The sequence below is a fragment of the Cyclobacterium sediminis genome (assembly GCF_054781075.1).
Window position 1 is genome coordinate 453,620 of record NZ_BAAGVC010000003.1, and the last position, 16,500, is coordinate 470,119.

Genomic DNA, 16,500 nt, shown 5'->3' on the forward strand with positions numbered 1-16,500 from the left:
TTATCCCCTCACCTGTTTTTCTTAATATAAATCTTTCATTAAGTCCACTGTTTTCAAAGGCTTAGGAATTTGTTTTACACTCCCTCTAAATGGTTCTCTTGTCAATTCAAATTCATCAGTTTCTCCAATTAGGTGAAAAATATAGCAGTGTTCCTTGTATGAACGTTCCCGACCGCTTGATAATGAATGGTCTAATTTCCCATTTATTTTAATCTCAATGGGAATGTTCATTTCTAAATTACACAATTTGAAATTCTCCCGCTTAGGTTCACCAATCTCAAACAAATCATAAAAAAGATGAAGTTCGATTTGGCCGTTAACTATATTTAATTGGAATATCTCAAATTTTCTCTGACTTCCAAAAAAAGTGAAATATTGAACTTGTTTTAGATTTGCCCAAATTTGTCCATCCGTTTTTACTTCAAAATCGATTAATTTCTTTTGCCATCTTTGATTTTGACTTTCTATGGCTTCAATCTCTGATTTAGAATTAAAATCATTTAAAATTATTAAGTCGCAATTTAAAAGATCAGGATTATAATCTGGTTTAGATAAAACCAATTTCTCGGCTTCCAAATATGCTGATTTAGATTTGATTTCATTCTTCCATGCTGTTAGTTCTTTTCTGTCTGAAAATGACTTCATATTCTTGTGATACAGAAAATAGTTATGATACACTTGAAGTATCAATTTTGACCTTTTGGTTTTTATGATTTCGTGTTTCATATCTTACGGCTCACAACACCAAGCAAATTTCTTTGGGCTTGTCTTTTGTTATTCCATCAAATAAACTGATTCAACTACTCTAAGCAAATAGCTCAAAACCAATGGGATTATAGTAACTGTTATTAGCTTTTATTTCAATTCGCTAATAATTACATTTCTAGGAACAGCTTTTTTTACTTGATTTTTCTGTTCAGATGATAACTCAGAAAAACTCATTTTAAATTTCTGACTAGCCAGTTCCTCCCTTAATTCGTTGATGGACTTATTAACAGCCTCGATCATCTTTAGGTAAGATTCATAGCTCGCATTTCGGGATGAATTAATCGAAATCGCCCTCTGGATTGGATCTATTTTAATAAAATCTTCCACCAATTTAGTAAGGTGGTCCATGTCAATGGCTTTGCCGAAAATCCATATTTCACTTTGCTCGTTAAGGTTAATTTGCAGCAATTCGTTTGCATTGCTTTTAACCTCATATTTTGGAAAAACAGAAAGTATTCCATTATTGGGACTTGACATTTTATAAAACCCTAGAAGTGACGATTGCTTAAAATAATCAAGTTCAAAGTCTTCAGAGGTAAAGAGGTCAACAAATCTTTGTGCAATTACACCAATTGTGGTTTCACCATCAAATCCTTTAGCATTGTTGCTGGCAGACTCCAGGTGATGCTGATTCACTTTAGACAATTGATCCTCTGTCAGTAGCTTGAAAAAACAAGTCGTTATTGTTTGGGGAGCTAATGAATCCAAAATGGTCAGAGAAATATTTGTTTGAAAGTTGAAAGAGTTTGTCTCAGCAATTCGTTTATAGACGTTGTAATAGCTTTTACCTGAGTTATCTACTAATAGCCCCCTTTCAATAAAGTGATTTTCTAATTGTTTTAGTTCTTTCTTTATTTCTGGAATTAATTCATTTGGCAAATTGGTGTTGCAAAATTCAATCTTTTGCAGGAATTCTTCTGGAGTGATTTGTTGGCCATATGAGCTCAAGGTTAAAAGAAGAGAAAAGGTTATCGCTACAATTCGTTTATTTTTCATGTGCGTAAATTGGTCATAACGTCGAATCAAAATGAATATGCGCCCCAGTTGCTAGATGCATTGCAAAACCTCTTTTTGGGTTACCTTTCAGAAGATTTGGTTTGCCTATGTTTTTTAGTGTCTGTTTCCTTGAGTCAGAAGATATTAGGTTCGTTGTTGATAAGTTCGACCTTAAAGTTGACCTTTGCCTTTAGCGCCTCAAATACTTTTAGAATGGTCTCAATGGTTACATTTTTGGCATTGTTCTCAAGTTTTGAAATTTGTGACTTTTTTACTCCAATTAATACCCCAAGTTGTTCTTGAGTTAAGTGGCGTTCCTTTCGGGCAGTCTTGATCATTTCACCAATAAGATCTAGTTTAAGCTCAAATTCAAATTGGTCTCTGCGAGCTGTTCCCACCTTGCCAATTATTAAATCCTGTGCTTCGTCCAAACTGTATGTTTTCATTTTTCTTTCTTTTTCCGGTTAAAATAATCAATTCTGATTTTTTCAGCTTTTTCAATTTCTTTAGGGCTTACTTTATCTGTCTTCTTTACGAATCCATGTGTGCCACAAACCAGCGTCATTTCATTATTATCCTTGTCCCAAAAGGCAAGAATACGATATTGTAGTCCTGCATATCTGGTGCGTAATTCCCAAATGTTTTGATTTAGTTTTTTGAAAAGTTTCGGATCATTAAGAAGTTGTGCCTTTCGGATATTGTAGAATATCTTGTCCTGAACTTTATCATTTTGGCTTTTGATAAATCCGAATGCCTCTTCCAATAATTTGATATCAAACTTTTTGTCCATCAAATCAGCATTAATACCTACCAAAGGTAAAAAAAGTTTCAATGAAAGGAAACTTTAATTCTCCAACATCTTGAAATAATGAATATTAACCCTAGAACTAGTCGTGACATCTCCCTTAGTTCAACTTTCTGCAACATATTTGGCTTTTCGATGAGGAGACCCTTTTTCTTTGCCATTTATAAAGAAGATTTTGTCAGCATTGTTGCAGAAAAAAGCAACAATCCCGCCAAAATCAATTGATCTTTTATTCAGACTTCCGTGGGTTGACACCGCACGGTTATTATTATTGAAGCCTTTCAGGCTTCTTCGGATATCGTGAAATTTTCCTTAACTTCAATTTTGGGAAGTTGAACTTCGACTAGGTGTAATTTGCAATTACACCTTTATATCAATGGCTATAAACTTTAGAAAAGTCATTTTAAATGGCCATTTGCAATGGCCTAATCTAAATCATCTCAGAAAATCGTTCTTGTGCTATAATTGGCATTATCCCTTGTATCCATGGAATATACGCCTTAAAAAAAATATCAGCAAACATTAACGGTCTGGTAATGTATCTAGCTGCGACAATCAACCGGAACAGGAACTGCGACGGATTAAAAAGTTTTAAGCTAAAATTTAGCCCTATACATCATTAAATTTGATAGGTTTGATTTGCAGTTAGTCAACGAAAGTCTCTTTGATAATGGCTTTTAGTTCTTTTATCTCTGGTTTTGATAATCGACCTAAAGGCCTTACAATCCTTACCTTATCAATTGTTCTAATTTGGTCAACCACAATCCAGCCAATTTTGTTGTCATGTTTTACTTCAATTCTGGTGGGATAGTTTTTGGAGTTCGTTGTCATAGGAGCCACAACTAAGGTTCTGAGGTATTTATTCATTTCATTTGGAGAGACAATAACACAAGGCCTTGTCTTTTTAATTTCACTCCCAATGGTAGGGTCAAGATTCACTAAGACGATCTGATATTGTTCTATTCCCATTCTTCTAGATTGTCCTCTTCAAAGATATCATTAATCAAAAGTTTGTCGTCCCCATTTTCATTCATTTCTTTAAATGCCTTTTCCCAACCTTTTCTAGGAGTAGCCAATGGCCTCAAAACAATTTGATCTTCTTCAAGAATTAAGTCAATCCTATCCTTAATATTATACCGCTCTATAAGCGTTTTACTAAGTCTAATCCCCTTAGAATTACCTATTTTCACCACTGATATTTCCATTTTCTTAAGACTTTATGTAATTACAAAGTTATCACTTCCGAGATGTTATTCCAAATTCTGTTTAAACCGCTAGGCTGAAAATTCAAGGGGTTAACATAATAGTTATCAAGTCAGTTGAAATTTAGAATACATGGTCAATTTCTTCATCAGGGAGATTTTGTCAGCATTGTTGCAAAAAACAGCAACAATACCGCCAAAATCAAGATGGAGTGATCATTATTGAACCCGGTGGCTAGGGATACCGGCTATAATCATGTCACCCCTAAAGGGGTTTTAGGTTGACGTAAAGATTAATGGGTAGTTTCGGTAAAAGGCTGTACCGTTGAGATTTTGTCAGCATTGTTGCAGAAAAATGGCAACAATGCCGCCAAAATCAAGGTGGGTGGGTCATTTTATCCCAAGGGCTGACACCCTTGGCTGAGATATTGCGCCCCTTTAGGGCTGGGTGTTGTCTTAAAATTTTATATGCGTTTTTTGTAAAATATAGTCGTTATTATTTTGTCAGCATTGTTGCAGAAAATGACAACAATACCGCCAAAATCGATTGCATTACATATCTATTCCAGTGGCTTGGCCCACCGGCAAAAATCATTTCACCCCTGCCGGGGTTTTTGATTGGATTAAATGTTACCATGTGAATTTAGTAATAGGCAAGCCTGACAAAATCAATTGGTGTTCTTTCACTAACCTAGTGGCTGAAGCCGCTGGCTATAATCATATCTCCCCTGCCGGGATTAGGTGCTTTCATAGTGCCATATATGCTACTGCAATGAAGAATAAAAAAAGAAATTTTGGCAGCATTGGTGTGGAGAAAATGGAAACCATGACGGCAAAATTGGTTACTTGATTAGTCCCTGATACTTGCCCATCCAATAGGGCAAAAGCCAGTAAACCGGTTCTTTCTCCTCTGAGGGATTGCCGGAAACAGCCAAATAGGGATTTCTATCCCAGCGCATGGTGCGGTATTCACTGGGCGGCCTTAATTCATTTACCTGAATCTCTTCCAAAATCGGAGACCTCACCAATTGTAGGTCTTCTCTCCTGCCATTGTCTATGCGCCAATCTACCAAACTCAGGGGAGCATCCTGCAAAAAGAAAATAGAAGCTTCCAGTTCTTCTGCTCCTCCCGTCAAAAGATTGTAGGTGAAATTTAGCAAGGGACTTCGGGTATCTTTGAATTTAGCAAACCATTGATCCAAATGCTTGCGGTATTCGGCCTTCAACTCAGGATCTTCTTCCAGATTAATAAGCGGCGGATAAATGTACAGGGCCATGTAAATGTCAAAATAAGTTTCAAAAGCCGGATTGGTGGTATACAATGGCTTGGCATTTTCCAAATACCCCTCTTCTTTGATTAACTTTATATAGGCTTCCTGATAAGCTGCTTTGCCGGTAATCGCATGGGCAAACTTGAGAAATGACAGTATCTCCAGCGAATTCAAGGGTTTCTCCGGTGACCATTCAGGATCATCATTCAGGCTTTTAGGCGACCATACACCCCATTTTGTGGGCTTGCCGTCTACGCCTACCAGATAGAAATCATTCCTCAACAAATGATCCATGATTTGTTCCACATGGGCTGCTATTCTTTGCTTCTCTGCCTCATCGGCCACGAGTAAATAATACCAGTAATACCCAAAAAAATGTCCGGCAAATTCATCACTGCTGGTATCTCCCTTCCACAACCATTTCCCATCCTCTGAAGGATGCCAACGAACTTCCACCGGCTTAGTCCTTGGATTATCGATGATGGCTTCTGCCAATTCCCTGTCGGTATAGGTCCTGTTCATGTCATGCATGGGCCTGTCCCAGTCTACCGGAACCACTGTCCGGGCAAAAAAGCCCTCTCTACCGGTGACTTCACGCAAAAGGTGCAAAAAGTCAAAGGCTTTCTTGGCCCTTACTTTGGCTTCCTCGCTACCGGTGACCGCATAACGAAAAGACTCCATGGCCAAATACATGGCCGTATATTCCCCGTCATTGTCGTCGTCATCGGCCACTATGCTACTGGTATCTCCCGGCACTTCCAGTTTAAACCTTGCGACAATTCCAGGTTCCCTAACATGTCTTGTAATCAACTGATCATAGAAATAATCTGCCTTTTCGGCCAAGGTCATTTCTTTTCTTCCGATAAGACTCACGCCATCTGAAGTCGCCACCCAGGCATTTCCATGTGCATCAAAATCAATGTCTCTTACCTCATCCGCCCGTAACCAACGCTTGCTTAAGCGGACGGAATAATCATTTTCTCCCGGCTGAAACCTGGTAATCCCATAATCAGTTCCTACCCACATTTTACCGTCAGGGGCTTTTTTTACAAAATTCACATGGATATTGGTAATGCCATCGGCCGGCTCTTTTCTATCGATTACCCTGTCCCCATTTCTTATGGTGACACCCCCGAGTCCTGCAACCCATAGATTACCTTGCTCATCAAAATCCAGCCCCTTGACATAGGCACTGATCAGTTCTTCATTTTTTTGATAGGCTATTGTTTGCGCTTCATTGCTATGGTACAATCCTATATCGGTCCCCAACCAAAGCCCACCATTCTTGTCCGAAATTACTGCACGAATACTTCTGGCATTGGTGAAATTCTTGGACTTCCATTCGTTCTCGCTGTACAGCCAAATCCCATAAGGTCCAAATGCATAGACACCTTCGGGCGTACTGAGTACCTTCGCGATAGGAGGTTTTGGCCCGGGAACTTGCACCAGTGCATCATTCTCCAATACGTAAACCCCATCCCATGAAGCCAGCCAAACCTTGCCCGAAGGTTCTGTATCCAGGTCATAAGCCGGCCCTACATTTTCTTCAGGAAGCATTTGTTCCCAATCGGCACCTGTTTTAGGCTTTCTGTAAACACCATTCCCCGTAGCAATCCATACGTTTTGATCAGGAGCCAAATGAATGGCACGCACATCATTGGCGGCAGGGATTTCCTTATGCACCACAAAACCTTTATGGTATTCCTGTACAAAGGCTGTATCGGTATGGCTTGTAGACTGTCCTTCGGAACCAATGTCCACCTCTGTGGTTTCCCCACAGCCCATGCCAATAAAGGCCATCAAAAGGCCTAGGGCATTGATTTTTATTATTGTGTTCATCTTATGGTGCTTGTATTAACAGGGGAAGGATTGGAAATTGTAAAACGACTTAGGAATTAAAGCGCTTCATGATTTCTTTCCAGTCGGTGAAAATGATACCCTCTTCTTCAAAGAATTGCTTCATTTCCGGATCTGCAAACATTTCCGCTTCCCAAATCCTTTGCTGCCAGGATCCGGTGATGGTTTTCAATTGTTCGGTATCTGCTGAGGGATGAAAAATGATCTCTGTTAATCCCGGTTTAAGAGCCCTGATCAAATCCTTGAAAACTTCCTTTTTCTCTTCATAGGTATCTGCCTTCGGAGCACTGGTAAAAAAGTCCAGCTTGGGCAAGGTGTAGGTAGCCATAAAATCAACCACCTCATCGGTGATGGGGTAACCTCCTTGTCTAAAAATCTCAACCACTTCAGGCTTTGAAAGGTCAATGGCATTGGCAGGAATACCGTATTCCATGGCCATTTTAAGGTAGACAATGGCATATTTGGGATCTCCATACAAGGTGCCCATATGGGTGTCGATATGATCGGGACGGTAACCTAGAGCAAGGGATTTTTCAATCTGAGCCCTAACTTCTGTGGCCACTTCTTCTGCAGAAGCATGGGCAACCACCTCTTCTACAGAGCGCCATAACATCCCTTCATCATCAATAAGCCCAGGTACTTCCTCCGCCGGAGCCACAGAAGACCAACGCCAGGTTTTCCACTCACTGGTCAAAGCAAGGTGCAAGCCAAGGTCTATTTCAGGATGCTCAATGGCCCAGGCAATGATCTCTTCAAAATTAGGACAGGGAGGCATGGCAGCGGCAGATTGGATATCACCGGCCATCAACATTGCTTTGGCAGCGGTATTGGCTTCGGGGCTCATGCCAATGTCATCTGCATGCAGCATAATGACTTTCTTCCCTTCCGGATACCCCAGTCTTTCGGCCCAATTGGCCGGGGTTTTGGTTTCGGTTTCTTGTACATCAGCAGAAGTACTTTTTTGCTCACAGGAACTTATCAGTAATAAGGATGCCAGAAAGAGGCTATAAAATATCTTGATTTGCATAACTTTTTCTTTTTAGTACTCAAAAAGAGGTGTTTATGACTAGTTAGGGGTGGGGAATTTGGGAGGTTATTGGAGATAGGGTTAATTATGGAATAAAAAAAACTCTATGGGAAAGCATTTAATAAATCTCCTACTATCCCCCAATCTCCAAAAATACTGATTTTCTTGGATGGCAACCCTTCCCATAAACTAGGGAAATCCGATTGCAAAACCCGGGTTAAAAAGTTGCTTATGTTGCCCAAAAATTATTGAAAGATGGCTTTTATACTGCACCCTATTTTTTTGTCCAAAGCCACCGGAGATTGCACTAAAGACCATTAAAGTTCCGGTTTTGCCCATTAGCCTTGTCAGTTTTTGGTGCTCCGGTGCCGTTCCCTGTCAGTAAATCGGAGTAGAAAAGGCCACGGGGGTACTTCTGAAGTCCTCCCGTGGGGTTTGGGAGTAGCTGGTTAGGCTTTTGAAATCTGGTCGAATTTATTTAATCAAAAGCCATTCTGGTATCGACAAATTTTAGAAAGGCTTTAAAAATCTTTCCATTTGATCACGCGTAACCAAAAGACAATAGCAATGGCCAAATGCCACCATAAACTTGGTTGCCACCACCAATTACTTATAATTTTATTCCAGCCCAATTCCCAAATTAAATTGGTATTTGGGTAACCATTGTCAAACCCTTGAAAAATATTAACTAGAAATTCAGTAACGATCGAGAAAAAAGCGCCGCAAAACGTGCCCAAAAACACAAAAATCACAAAAGGTGTCCTGACAAAGGTTGAAACAAATCCAATGTTCTGATTTTCAAAATCAATTTCAGCAGTGTCTATTTGTTCTTCTTGCGCTACCTTCGGAGGGCCATCTCTTTGCTGTGAATATCCGGGCCTGGACCCAAGAAAGGCCCCAATCACAAGCAACAAAATGAAAATTTTATTCAGCCTTGTATCCATTTTATAGAGGGGTTAATTGGTTAATAGTGTTGTTAAAATCAAGCACACAACTCTTCAATAAAATCGTGTCCATTTGATAAACTATCAAGAGCAATATAACCAAATATACACTTTGAGTAAAATTTTAGGACACATATATGGATCTATTAGCATTTACCAAACATCATTTTATACCGTTTATTTTCAGGTGTAAATGCTACTCCATTAATAAAGAATTTGAAACATTCATACTTGTCTAAGTTGATGAGGATATTCCAGAAGCAATGGCCTCCATCCTCTACAATTATCAGTTCCTCCCTCCATTGCCATGGTTCTAGAAAAAATTCTCCGTTCTTCTCAACCATACCTTCTTTAATTTCGCAGAGTGCGTTTACCCAAACCATCCGTTCGCCAGAGGCGTTTAGAAACCCTACATATTGTCGAAAATAGTTGGGTAGAGAGGCTCTTGTAAGTAGGGCTGCCTTATTCTTTTGGACAGCATCCTTAATTAGTTGCTCAACGATAATTAAGTCGATGGTGTCAGGAATCCAAGTTTCCGAAAAATCTTGAACTATGAATTGGCGTTCATCTACTGTTGGCCTGATGATTGCAAATTCAAAATTGATTGGTTCAGAAGTTTTTTTACGGTACTTGTTTGTACAAGAGTTGGCAGAGGCGATAAGCAAAAAAATAATGATTAAGTTTTTCATCCGCTACGTCTTATACTAAAGCACATTATAAGTTTAATTCGAGTAATACACTCTAAAAATAACTAAGTTTTTATGGTTTTAGAAGTGATTGGGGAAGTATGGGATAAAAAAAAAATGAATTATAATCCATTGGATAGGTCGAATGAGCCTATCCCGCCATAAATTAACTGAAAAGATTTTGTCAGCATTGTTGCTGAAAATTGGCAACAATACCGCCAAAATCAAGATGTGTATAATTTTCCTTACCAAGGGCTGACACCCTTGGCTGAGATATTGCGCCCCTTTAGGGCTTGGTGTATTCATAGGTCTTGGTGCACGATTTTACTAAGGAATGGGTAGGTTATGGTTTCAGGGTTCAGTCAATAAATTGATGGTTTGGTAGACTTGAAATCTACGACAGCAGGTTATTTTAGACATTTCTCGGCCTTCAAAGATTATGGTTTTTGGTGCTGGATGGAGGGCGTTAAAAAAATGAGTTAGCTCCAACAAGGAGATCCACTCATTTTTAGCCTGGAGTCCAGCTCCAAAAATCAAATGATGGTAATGTAAATGAAATATTTTCCATACACCTTGTCCATCATTTGAAATAAAATTTGACAGCCTTGATTTTTTTGGTTCGTTTTTAAGTCAAGCCTGCCCTGATTTATAATTCCCTCAGGGCCTGCTGCCCTGATTTATAATTCATTCAAGTCCTGTCCTGGCTTATATCTTACTCAGGGGAAAAAAATGAACAGTGGATATTCAGAGAAATCACCCCGTCCCCGTAAAATTCAGATTATAAGGTCAATTCATTACCAAAAGAAAATAACGATCATTAGGAAGATGGGTGGATCATTATTTAATCCGGTGACTAGGGCCACCGGCTATATAAATATCACCCCTAAAGGGGTTTTCGTTTGACGTAAAGATTAATGGGTAGTTTCGTAAAGAAATATTTTGTTGGGATTTTGTCAGCATTGTTATGGAAATGGGCAACAATACCGCCAAAATCATGATGGATTGATCATTATTTAATCCGGTGGCCAAGGCTACCGGCTATAATCCTATCCCCGCTAAAGGGGATTACGTATGGCGTAAAGATTAATGGGAGTATTCGAACTGTGACCCAACAGTACCCTAAAATTAGATGGTAATCCTTTTAAAATGAATTCATTATCTTTCAGGCATTTACCATCAATTTTTCCGAAGCCATTTTTGTCCCTTCCACACGTGCTGCTATTTTAGCAAATGCAGTCTCACGACTCGTGGCAATATCATCTCCAAATGGAGAAAACCCACAGTCGTCAGTAGTTCCTAACTGACTAACAGGTATGTATTCTGCAGCTGTCATTATTCTATCACAAACCATTTCAGGGGTTTCCACAACTTCGTTGATCACATCAATCACTCCTATATAAACCCTTTGGTTGGCTCCAAGATTTTCACCTATCATTTTCAAGGCCTTTGGTGCATCTTTTTCATTGGCCATTTGCATGTAGAAATTACCACAATTTAGGGAAAGAAATAGCGGAATTAATTCTGTATAGCTCACATCAGCACTGTGGGTGCTGTCATGATCACCTCCCGGACAGGTGTGAAACCCTATCCGGCTTCTTTCTTTATCTGTAAATCTGCTTAACACTTTATTGTTAAGCTCTATAAATTGTTTCAACAGTGCTTTGGAAGGATCAAGTTTAAGGGAAAGCCTTGCCTCAGTGAAATCCACCTGTACATGATAGGCTCCATTGTTAAAGCAACTCCTAATATCTCCTTCTGCTTGGTTGATTAAATCTTCAATAAACTGAGACTGGGAGTAATCAGGCAATCCCTCTTCCGGGTACAGAAGGCTCAGGGCTGAAGCAGAGATTACGGCCTGTTTTAAGGGGAGGTTGGTAAACTTTTTTGCTCGTGGAAGATAAATTCCAGCAAAGGTGGAATAAGAAAACGGTCCCTTGGTCAACTTTGGTAATTGGCGGCTATGGCCATCTTCAAAAGGAATGGTAACACCTCCCGGAGCTAAATTATCAAGCCCATCCAAGGGATAAGTTACAAAGCTTGTTTTGGCCTGTTCCCCGTCGGTGATGATCGTGGAGCCGGTATTTTCTAAAGCTTCAATCGTTTCCTTTACCGCCTCATCAAAATATCTATTTATATCCCTAAGGGATATATTACCTTCAGAAAAGGCAACTATAGCTTCCTGTAGTTCTTGGGATCGAGGAACACTTCCTACTGATTCCGTGGGTATAGTATTCATTTGGTCCAGATTAATCATTTTTCATTTTTTGCATTGTAGAGGTTACAGAAGAAGAAAGCCAAAACCTTTGCCTAGAATTCAAGTGATCGGCCATGGTATTTCTCAAATAAAACAGCCACAACATTGATCAAAAACAGGCAGCAGCAATGCCTCCTTACCCTAGAACAAAAGATAAATATTGTCTTTCATTCAGGCATTTAGCAACGGTTATTCGTTCGTTACGCTATAAATCCGAGGTTAATTTAGGTAAAGAATCGTCAATTAGGACAATTAAATAACACTTTTATCAAGGAAATAGCAAAAGAATCAAACTTAAATATTAAAATAAGTATCAATGTTTAAACCCGGATTAGGTAATAGGATTCGTGATGCCTGTCCTGAACTTTCTCAGGGAGTGTTGCAATCGTAAGAAAATCAGGCTGTTTGGAGATTTTAGCATAGCACTGCTATAGTGAAATTGAAAACAGCAACGATTGGGTATTTTGAAGCGATTTCAGCAAGTAATAGATTGTCTATTGCATATTTTGGATTAAACCCAAATCGTAAATCAGTCTTTTTATTCCTCTTAATATTAGGGCACTTGCTTTAGACTTAATATCAAAAAAAAACCTGCAAATCCAACTGGAAGTGCAGGTCTTTCTTGTATCGGATATTTTTTTCTTAAAATGCGCCAATAAAGTGGTTACCCGGCTGATTGATTAACTTGGCACCTTTGGTCACCTGATTGGTTTGGCTGTGTAGGATGTAAACATTTCCATCTTGTCCAAGAGGTGAAATTGGTAATATCAAATCATCTCCACTTACCAAAAAGCTTTGGAACTGATTAAACCTCACATCAGGATCATCAGGTAATCCCTGCACAATAGAAGCAGTCTTTTGGTTAAGGTCCATTCGAACAACATATCCCTGATCTTCTTCCCCGTGACGGATCAGCGCATAACCTATGCCATTGCTTACATACTTCCAGGCATCCACATAAGTATCTGTAAGTCCGAGTGCATCATCAAGACTCAAAGCATAGGTGTTGTCATATTCATTATTAGATCCAATTCTCAATATATGAGAACCATTGCTATTTCTGGTAGTAGCTTGGTAAATATAACCATCGTCTGCAAGTTGATTGACATTACTTCTATAGCCGGAGCAGTCTCCATCAGCCTGTGTGGAGGTAATAAGCGTAGGGTTTTCTAAGGAAGGGTAATCCACAACAAGGGTTTTGGTACCCAATCTATCCCATTCCGTTTCTCTCTCACCGGTTGCAGGGTTATATTTCCTCATCCAGGTGCCGATAAGCAATTTATCACCGGCTTGATTTAAAACAGGGGCATCTAACCTAAAAATTGCGTGACCTGCAAGCTCTTCTTCTGTAGACAAAGGAAGTTCATAAGTTTTATAGTTAGAAATAAGGGTTTCTTGCAAATCCAAATCCAAAACAGTAGCTGTTCCTCTATAATATTTAAATTCCTCTTCGGGATTTCCTTCTTCTGAATTGTTGGCAGCAAGATTGGCTATATTTACAGCAATTCCGTTTTTATCTCCATTGTATAGTTTACTCCATCGTGGAGAAGTTCCTGCATACTGGGAAATATTAACGGTAACATCTTCCTGAACAAAGTTTGCACCACCACGGATATCAAACTTGGAATATTCTCCGCCATTTTCGCCACCATAGGCAATATTAAACAAAGTCCCTCCATCTTGAGAAACCTGCAACCTGGCAGTCCGGTTGGATTTTACCGGTTCCCCATTATTAAATATATCTATTTCCGTTTCCGGATTGATCGCATCTTCAAAGCTGACCGCATAAATATTGGTTCCACCATTCCCATCTCCGGCGTTTTCTCCCATAAAAGCTCCCGCAAGGGTCACCCAACGATCCGCTTCTAATTCCTCCTCTTCTTCAGGTGTTACATCGTCATCTTGGACACAGGCTCCCATGGATACCAATGCAGCTGCCATTCCTAGGGAAAGTAATCTTTTACTTAGATTAAAATTTTTGAACATTATTCTGTATGTATTTGTATTTAACATGGTTTATCTAAAATTTCCTATGGTATAATTGAGTTTGACATAAAGTGCTCTACCCGGTTTTTGCACAGCAAAGTTATCATAGACCTGCTTGTCGAATACATTGCGCAAATCCACACTAACTGCCAACTTTCGATCAGGAAAAGTATAAGTAGCACCTATATCATTGATGTATTGACGTGGTGTTCTGAAATCTTCAATCTCTAACCAGGTGGTATAAAACCTATCTACAAAACCGAAATAGTGTGACAGCCTTAACAGAGAGCCTGGTTTGACCACATCTCTAAAAGTGTAATCCATAGAGCTATTAATGGTAAAAAAAGGCTCATTAGGAATCTGTTGTCCATAATTTGCATAGACATTTCCATTGGAATCAAACTTGGTGTTGTATTGAGAGTTGAATTTAGAAACGTTTAATATGGCTCTAAAAGAATTTCCAAAGGTATATTTCACCTGTCCTTCAAAACCAATGGATTTGGTTTTACCCAAATTTTCGAATGGATTGGTTTGTACAGCATCATTGATTCTTGGATTGATTTGTTGAATAATCTTGTCTTGAGTATCTCTAATAAAGCCTGTACCGGAGAAAGAAAAGGTGTGAGATCTGTGTTCAAAGTCTCCTAATATAAAACCCAAGTTCAGATTATCGCTTATCTCCGGCCGAATGCCCAGGTTCTCCACAATATTGTCACCGGGGCTACCAAAAATCTCTCCCTCTGAAGGCATCCTCACTGCCTTTTCTGCAGAAGCCAGTATGGTTAATGATCCAATTAACCTGTAAGAAAAAGCTGCTCCATAACCGGTTGTATTTCTATTGCTTTTCACACGATCCTCCACCCGAGAAGTGGTTCCATTTTCTTCTACCAACATTGGATTCATTCTATCAATCCCTTGGTAATAGTACTTTCCAAAAACACTTCCCTTTAATTTGGACTGTAGCATATCCAGTTCATAACTAAGAGAGGTAATGCTTTTCTGCAAGTCACGCGTACCAATAAATTCTCTCTCTACAGCACTTTTCATAAAGTCCTGTTCGTCTCTATCCATGGAGTAGTAAGATTGCCCCAAGAATAATTTGTGATTGGGATTGATTTCATAGCTGGCTCCGGCACGGAATGTGGCAACATTTCTATCGATATGATTCATGGTAGGAGCCCCTTGCTGTGCACCGGAGGGTCTTAGAATCGGGTCTCCGTTCAGTCCTAAACTCCTTTCACCAAACCAATTGTAATTCCACTTGACTGTATCTGTTACCACCTCGTTAATTTTACTTATAGAGCCGTTAAAATTAACATCAAGACCTTTGATACCTAAGTCCTCTTTCAAATAGGTTAGCCCCAAAACATGAGATTGAGAAGTACCAAATCGCCCTTTATATGGTATGGACATATAAGTACCATGTTGGATTTCATTATAATCATCGGATCCGGTATAGCTTAAGAAAAACTGATCTGCCCATTTTACATTGGTATACCCTAAATCAATTTTTCCACCCACAGAGCGATAAGCATCATTGAATCGCTTGGCACGTACATAATCATACCTTCCGTTCGCCAGAATATTCCTTACAAATTTTCCCCATACCTCATAATCATTGTCAGAAGAATTGTAAAAAGCGGAGACTTTTGTGGTAAAACCTGTGGCTTTATCTCTATAGGCAGCATTAAGGTTGCTCTGAAGGGTATTGAAAGAACCATAAGATACAGAGGCTGAAAGGTTGTTGACCACACCCTTTTTCAGGATTACATTGATGGCACCTCCCAGTGCATCGTCTGCCAGGTGTGCAGGGATAACTCCTTTATAAACTTCAATCCGCTCAATTAATGCTGGGGGAATACTGTTTAAACTAAAGGAAGAACCGTAAGTAGAAATGGAAAGGCCATCAATAAAAATTTTTACAGAGTTTCCGGACATTCCATTCAAATTGTAGTCTACACGTGAGCCAATTCCACCATTTTGCCTAACCCTAATCCCCGCGGTTCGGTTAAGCAAGTCATTGGTCTGAATGGATTGCAAGGCTGCTTTTTGGGTTTCCACAACCTCCACGGCAAAGCCTTTGGTTTCTATCTCACTTTTAACAGATAGTCCTTGCACAACAACTCCCTCCAAATCGGTGGTAGATTCCGTCAATAAAAAATCCAACTGAACAACGGCCTCCTCTACATCAACCACTACGTTTTTGGAATGCTCTTGGTAACCCATGCATGAAAGTAGCAGCTCGAAATTACCTTTAGGGACATTTTTGATTTGATAACTACCGTCCACAGATGAGATCGCAGTATAGGGACTGTCTTTAATTCTAACTATTACTCCAGGTATTGGATTTGATCCTGAATCGAGAATTTTACCTTTTACGATGGCCGCATGTAGAGATTGACCCTGAGAAGCAAGACCCGAAAAAAATAGAACAGTAATTAAACCTATTCTTATGTATTCTGGTAGTAAAGTTATCTTCATGCCTTTCATTCGTATGGTTAAGCAATCAATTGTTAAAATTGACACTTACTTTTATTTACTTGATATTATCTATCCAAACCTTTTCAAGAGTGTCTGTTATGACTAATCCCCTTTCTTAACTTGAGAATATGCAGTTCGTAAAATCCGCTTCTATTTAGATTTAGTCTAATTGAATGCAATATTACGGATACCCATTTTTTTATGCAATACTTATTTAGATTAA

At 39.2% G+C, this 16,500-nt stretch carries 14 protein-coding genes; 1 reads left to right on the forward strand and 13 read right to left on the reverse strand.

The genetic code is table 11. The features are described 5' to 3' along the window. Window positions 1-21: 21 nt before the first annotated feature. The 6 genes from ACYVHJ_RS04185 to ACYVHJ_RS04210 all read right to left on the reverse strand — a co-directional run bounded on the left by ACYVHJ_RS04185 (window position 22) and on the right by ACYVHJ_RS04210 (window position 3,774). Window positions 22-645, reverse strand: coding sequence for a hypothetical protein (locus tag ACYVHJ_RS04185; protein WP_460512815.1), 624 nt, complete (start codon window positions 643-645; stop codon window positions 22-24). A 210-nt stretch (window positions 646-855) separates the two neighbouring features. Next, entirely contained in the window at window positions 856-1,764 is a 909-nt protein-coding gene (locus tag ACYVHJ_RS04190) for a hypothetical protein (RefSeq protein WP_460512817.1), read from the reverse strand. A gap of 134 nt (window positions 1,765-1,898) precedes the next feature. Then, on the reverse strand, window positions 1,899-2,210 hold the full coding sequence (locus ACYVHJ_RS04195; RefSeq protein WP_460512819.1) for a helix-turn-helix domain-containing protein: 312 nt from the start codon (window positions 2,208-2,210) through the stop codon (window positions 1,899-1,901). After that, the gene (locus ACYVHJ_RS04200; protein WP_460512821.1) at window positions 2,207-2,596 is read right to left on the reverse strand and encodes a type II toxin-antitoxin system RelE/ParE family toxin; all 390 of its coding nucleotides are present in this window, start codon (window positions 2,594-2,596) and stop codon (window positions 2,207-2,209) included. Before ACYVHJ_RS04200 ends, ACYVHJ_RS04195 begins: the two co-directional genes overlap by 4 nt. 618 nt (window positions 2,597-3,214) lie before the next feature. Continuing rightward, entirely contained in the window at window positions 3,215-3,538 is a 324-nt protein-coding gene (locus tag ACYVHJ_RS04205; protein ID WP_460512823.1) for a type II toxin-antitoxin system PemK/MazF family toxin, read from the reverse strand. Next, on the reverse strand, window positions 3,529-3,774 hold the full coding sequence (locus tag ACYVHJ_RS04210; protein WP_339905166.1) for an AbrB/MazE/SpoVT family DNA-binding domain-containing protein: 246 nt from the start codon (window positions 3,772-3,774) through the stop codon (window positions 3,529-3,531). Before ACYVHJ_RS04210 ends, ACYVHJ_RS04205 begins: the two co-directional genes overlap by 10 nt. 634 nt (window positions 3,775-4,408) lie before the next feature. Between ACYVHJ_RS04210 and ACYVHJ_RS04215 the strand changes: the two genes are divergently transcribed. After that, the gene (locus ACYVHJ_RS04215) at window positions 4,409-4,621 is read left to right on the forward strand and encodes a hypothetical protein (protein WP_460512825.1); all 213 of its coding nucleotides are present in this window, start codon (window positions 4,409-4,411) and stop codon (window positions 4,619-4,621) included. On the opposite strand, the gene ACYVHJ_RS04220 is transcribed toward ACYVHJ_RS04215, so the two are convergent. The 7 genes from ACYVHJ_RS04220 to ACYVHJ_RS04250 form a co-directional block, all read right to left on the reverse strand. Beyond that, window positions 4,614-6,881, reverse strand: coding sequence for a ligand-binding sensor domain-containing protein (locus ACYVHJ_RS04220; RefSeq protein ID WP_460512827.1), 2,268 nt, complete (start codon window positions 6,879-6,881; stop codon window positions 4,614-4,616). The two genes, ACYVHJ_RS04215 and ACYVHJ_RS04220, sit on opposite strands and share 8 nt — an antisense overlap. Before the next feature lie 49 nt (window positions 6,882-6,930). Continuing rightward, entirely contained in the window at window positions 6,931-7,926 is a 996-nt protein-coding gene (locus tag ACYVHJ_RS04225; RefSeq protein ID WP_460512829.1) for a polysaccharide deacetylase family protein, read from the reverse strand. Window positions 7,927-8,447: 521 nt separating this feature from the next. Further along, entirely contained in the window at window positions 8,448-8,870 is a 423-nt protein-coding gene (locus ACYVHJ_RS04230) for a hypothetical protein (RefSeq protein WP_460512831.1), read from the reverse strand. A gap of 146 nt (window positions 8,871-9,016) precedes the next feature. Continuing rightward, entirely contained in the window at window positions 9,017-9,559 is a 543-nt protein-coding gene (locus ACYVHJ_RS04235; protein WP_460512833.1) for a hypothetical protein, read from the reverse strand. Between the two features lie 1,159 nt (window positions 9,560-10,718). Then, a complete protein-coding gene (locus ACYVHJ_RS04240) occupies window positions 10,719-11,792 on the reverse strand; it encodes a uroporphyrinogen decarboxylase/cobalamine-independent methonine synthase family protein (protein WP_460512835.1) in 1,074 nt (357 codons plus the stop codon). A gap of 660 nt (window positions 11,793-12,452) precedes the next feature. Beyond that, window positions 12,453-13,796 (reverse strand): hypothetical protein, encoded by a 1,344-nt coding sequence (locus ACYVHJ_RS04245; protein ID WP_460512837.1) that lies wholly within the window; start codon window positions 13,794-13,796, stop codon window positions 12,453-12,455. A gap of 30 nt (window positions 13,797-13,826) precedes the next feature. After that, on the reverse strand, window positions 13,827-16,277 hold the full coding sequence (locus ACYVHJ_RS04250; protein WP_460512839.1) for a TonB-dependent receptor: 2,451 nt from the start codon (window positions 16,275-16,277) through the stop codon (window positions 13,827-13,829). Window positions 16,278-16,500 lie beyond the last annotated feature (223 nt).

Bases quoted from the DNA above. Each gene is read 5' to 3' on its own strand.
- ACYVHJ_RS04205 (WP_460512823.1), bottom strand. From the start codon at position 3,538: ATGGGAATAGAACAATATCAGATCGTCTTAGTGAATCTTGACCCTACC.
- ACYVHJ_RS04185 (WP_460512815.1), bottom strand. From the start codon at position 645: ATGAAGTCATTTTCAGACAGAAAAGAACTAACAGCATGGAAGAATGAA.
- ACYVHJ_RS04235 (WP_460512833.1), bottom strand. From the start codon at position 9,559: ATGAAAAACTTAATCATTATTTTTTTGCTTATCGCCTCTGCCAACTCT.
- ACYVHJ_RS04250 (WP_460512839.1), bottom strand. From the start codon at position 16,277: ATGAAGATAACTTTACTACCAGAATACATAAGAATAGGTTTAATTACT.
- ACYVHJ_RS04240 (WP_460512835.1), bottom strand. From the start codon at position 11,792: ATGAATACTATACCCACGGAATCAGTAGGAAGTGTTCCTCGATCCCAA.
- ACYVHJ_RS04225 (WP_460512829.1), bottom strand. From the start codon at position 7,926: ATGCAAATCAAGATATTTTATAGCCTCTTTCTGGCATCCTTATTACTG.
- ACYVHJ_RS04230 (WP_460512831.1), bottom strand. From the start codon at position 8,870: ATGGATACAAGGCTGAATAAAATTTTCATTTTGTTGCTTGTGATTGGG.
- ACYVHJ_RS04190 (WP_460512817.1), bottom strand. From the start codon at position 1,764: ATGAAAAATAAACGAATTGTAGCGATAACCTTTTCTCTTCTTTTAACC.
- ACYVHJ_RS04220 (WP_460512827.1), bottom strand. From the start codon at position 6,881: ATGAACACAATAATAAAAATCAATGCCCTAGGCCTTTTGATGGCCTTT.
- ACYVHJ_RS04245 (WP_460512837.1), bottom strand. From the start codon at position 13,796: ATGTTCAAAAATTTTAATCTAAGTAAAAGATTACTTTCCCTAGGAATG.
- ACYVHJ_RS04210 (WP_339905166.1), bottom strand. From the start codon at position 3,774: ATGGAAATATCAGTGGTGAAAATAGGTAATTCTAAGGGGATTAGACTT.
- ACYVHJ_RS04195 (WP_460512819.1), bottom strand. From the start codon at position 2,210: ATGAAAACATACAGTTTGGACGAAGCACAGGATTTAATAATTGGCAAG.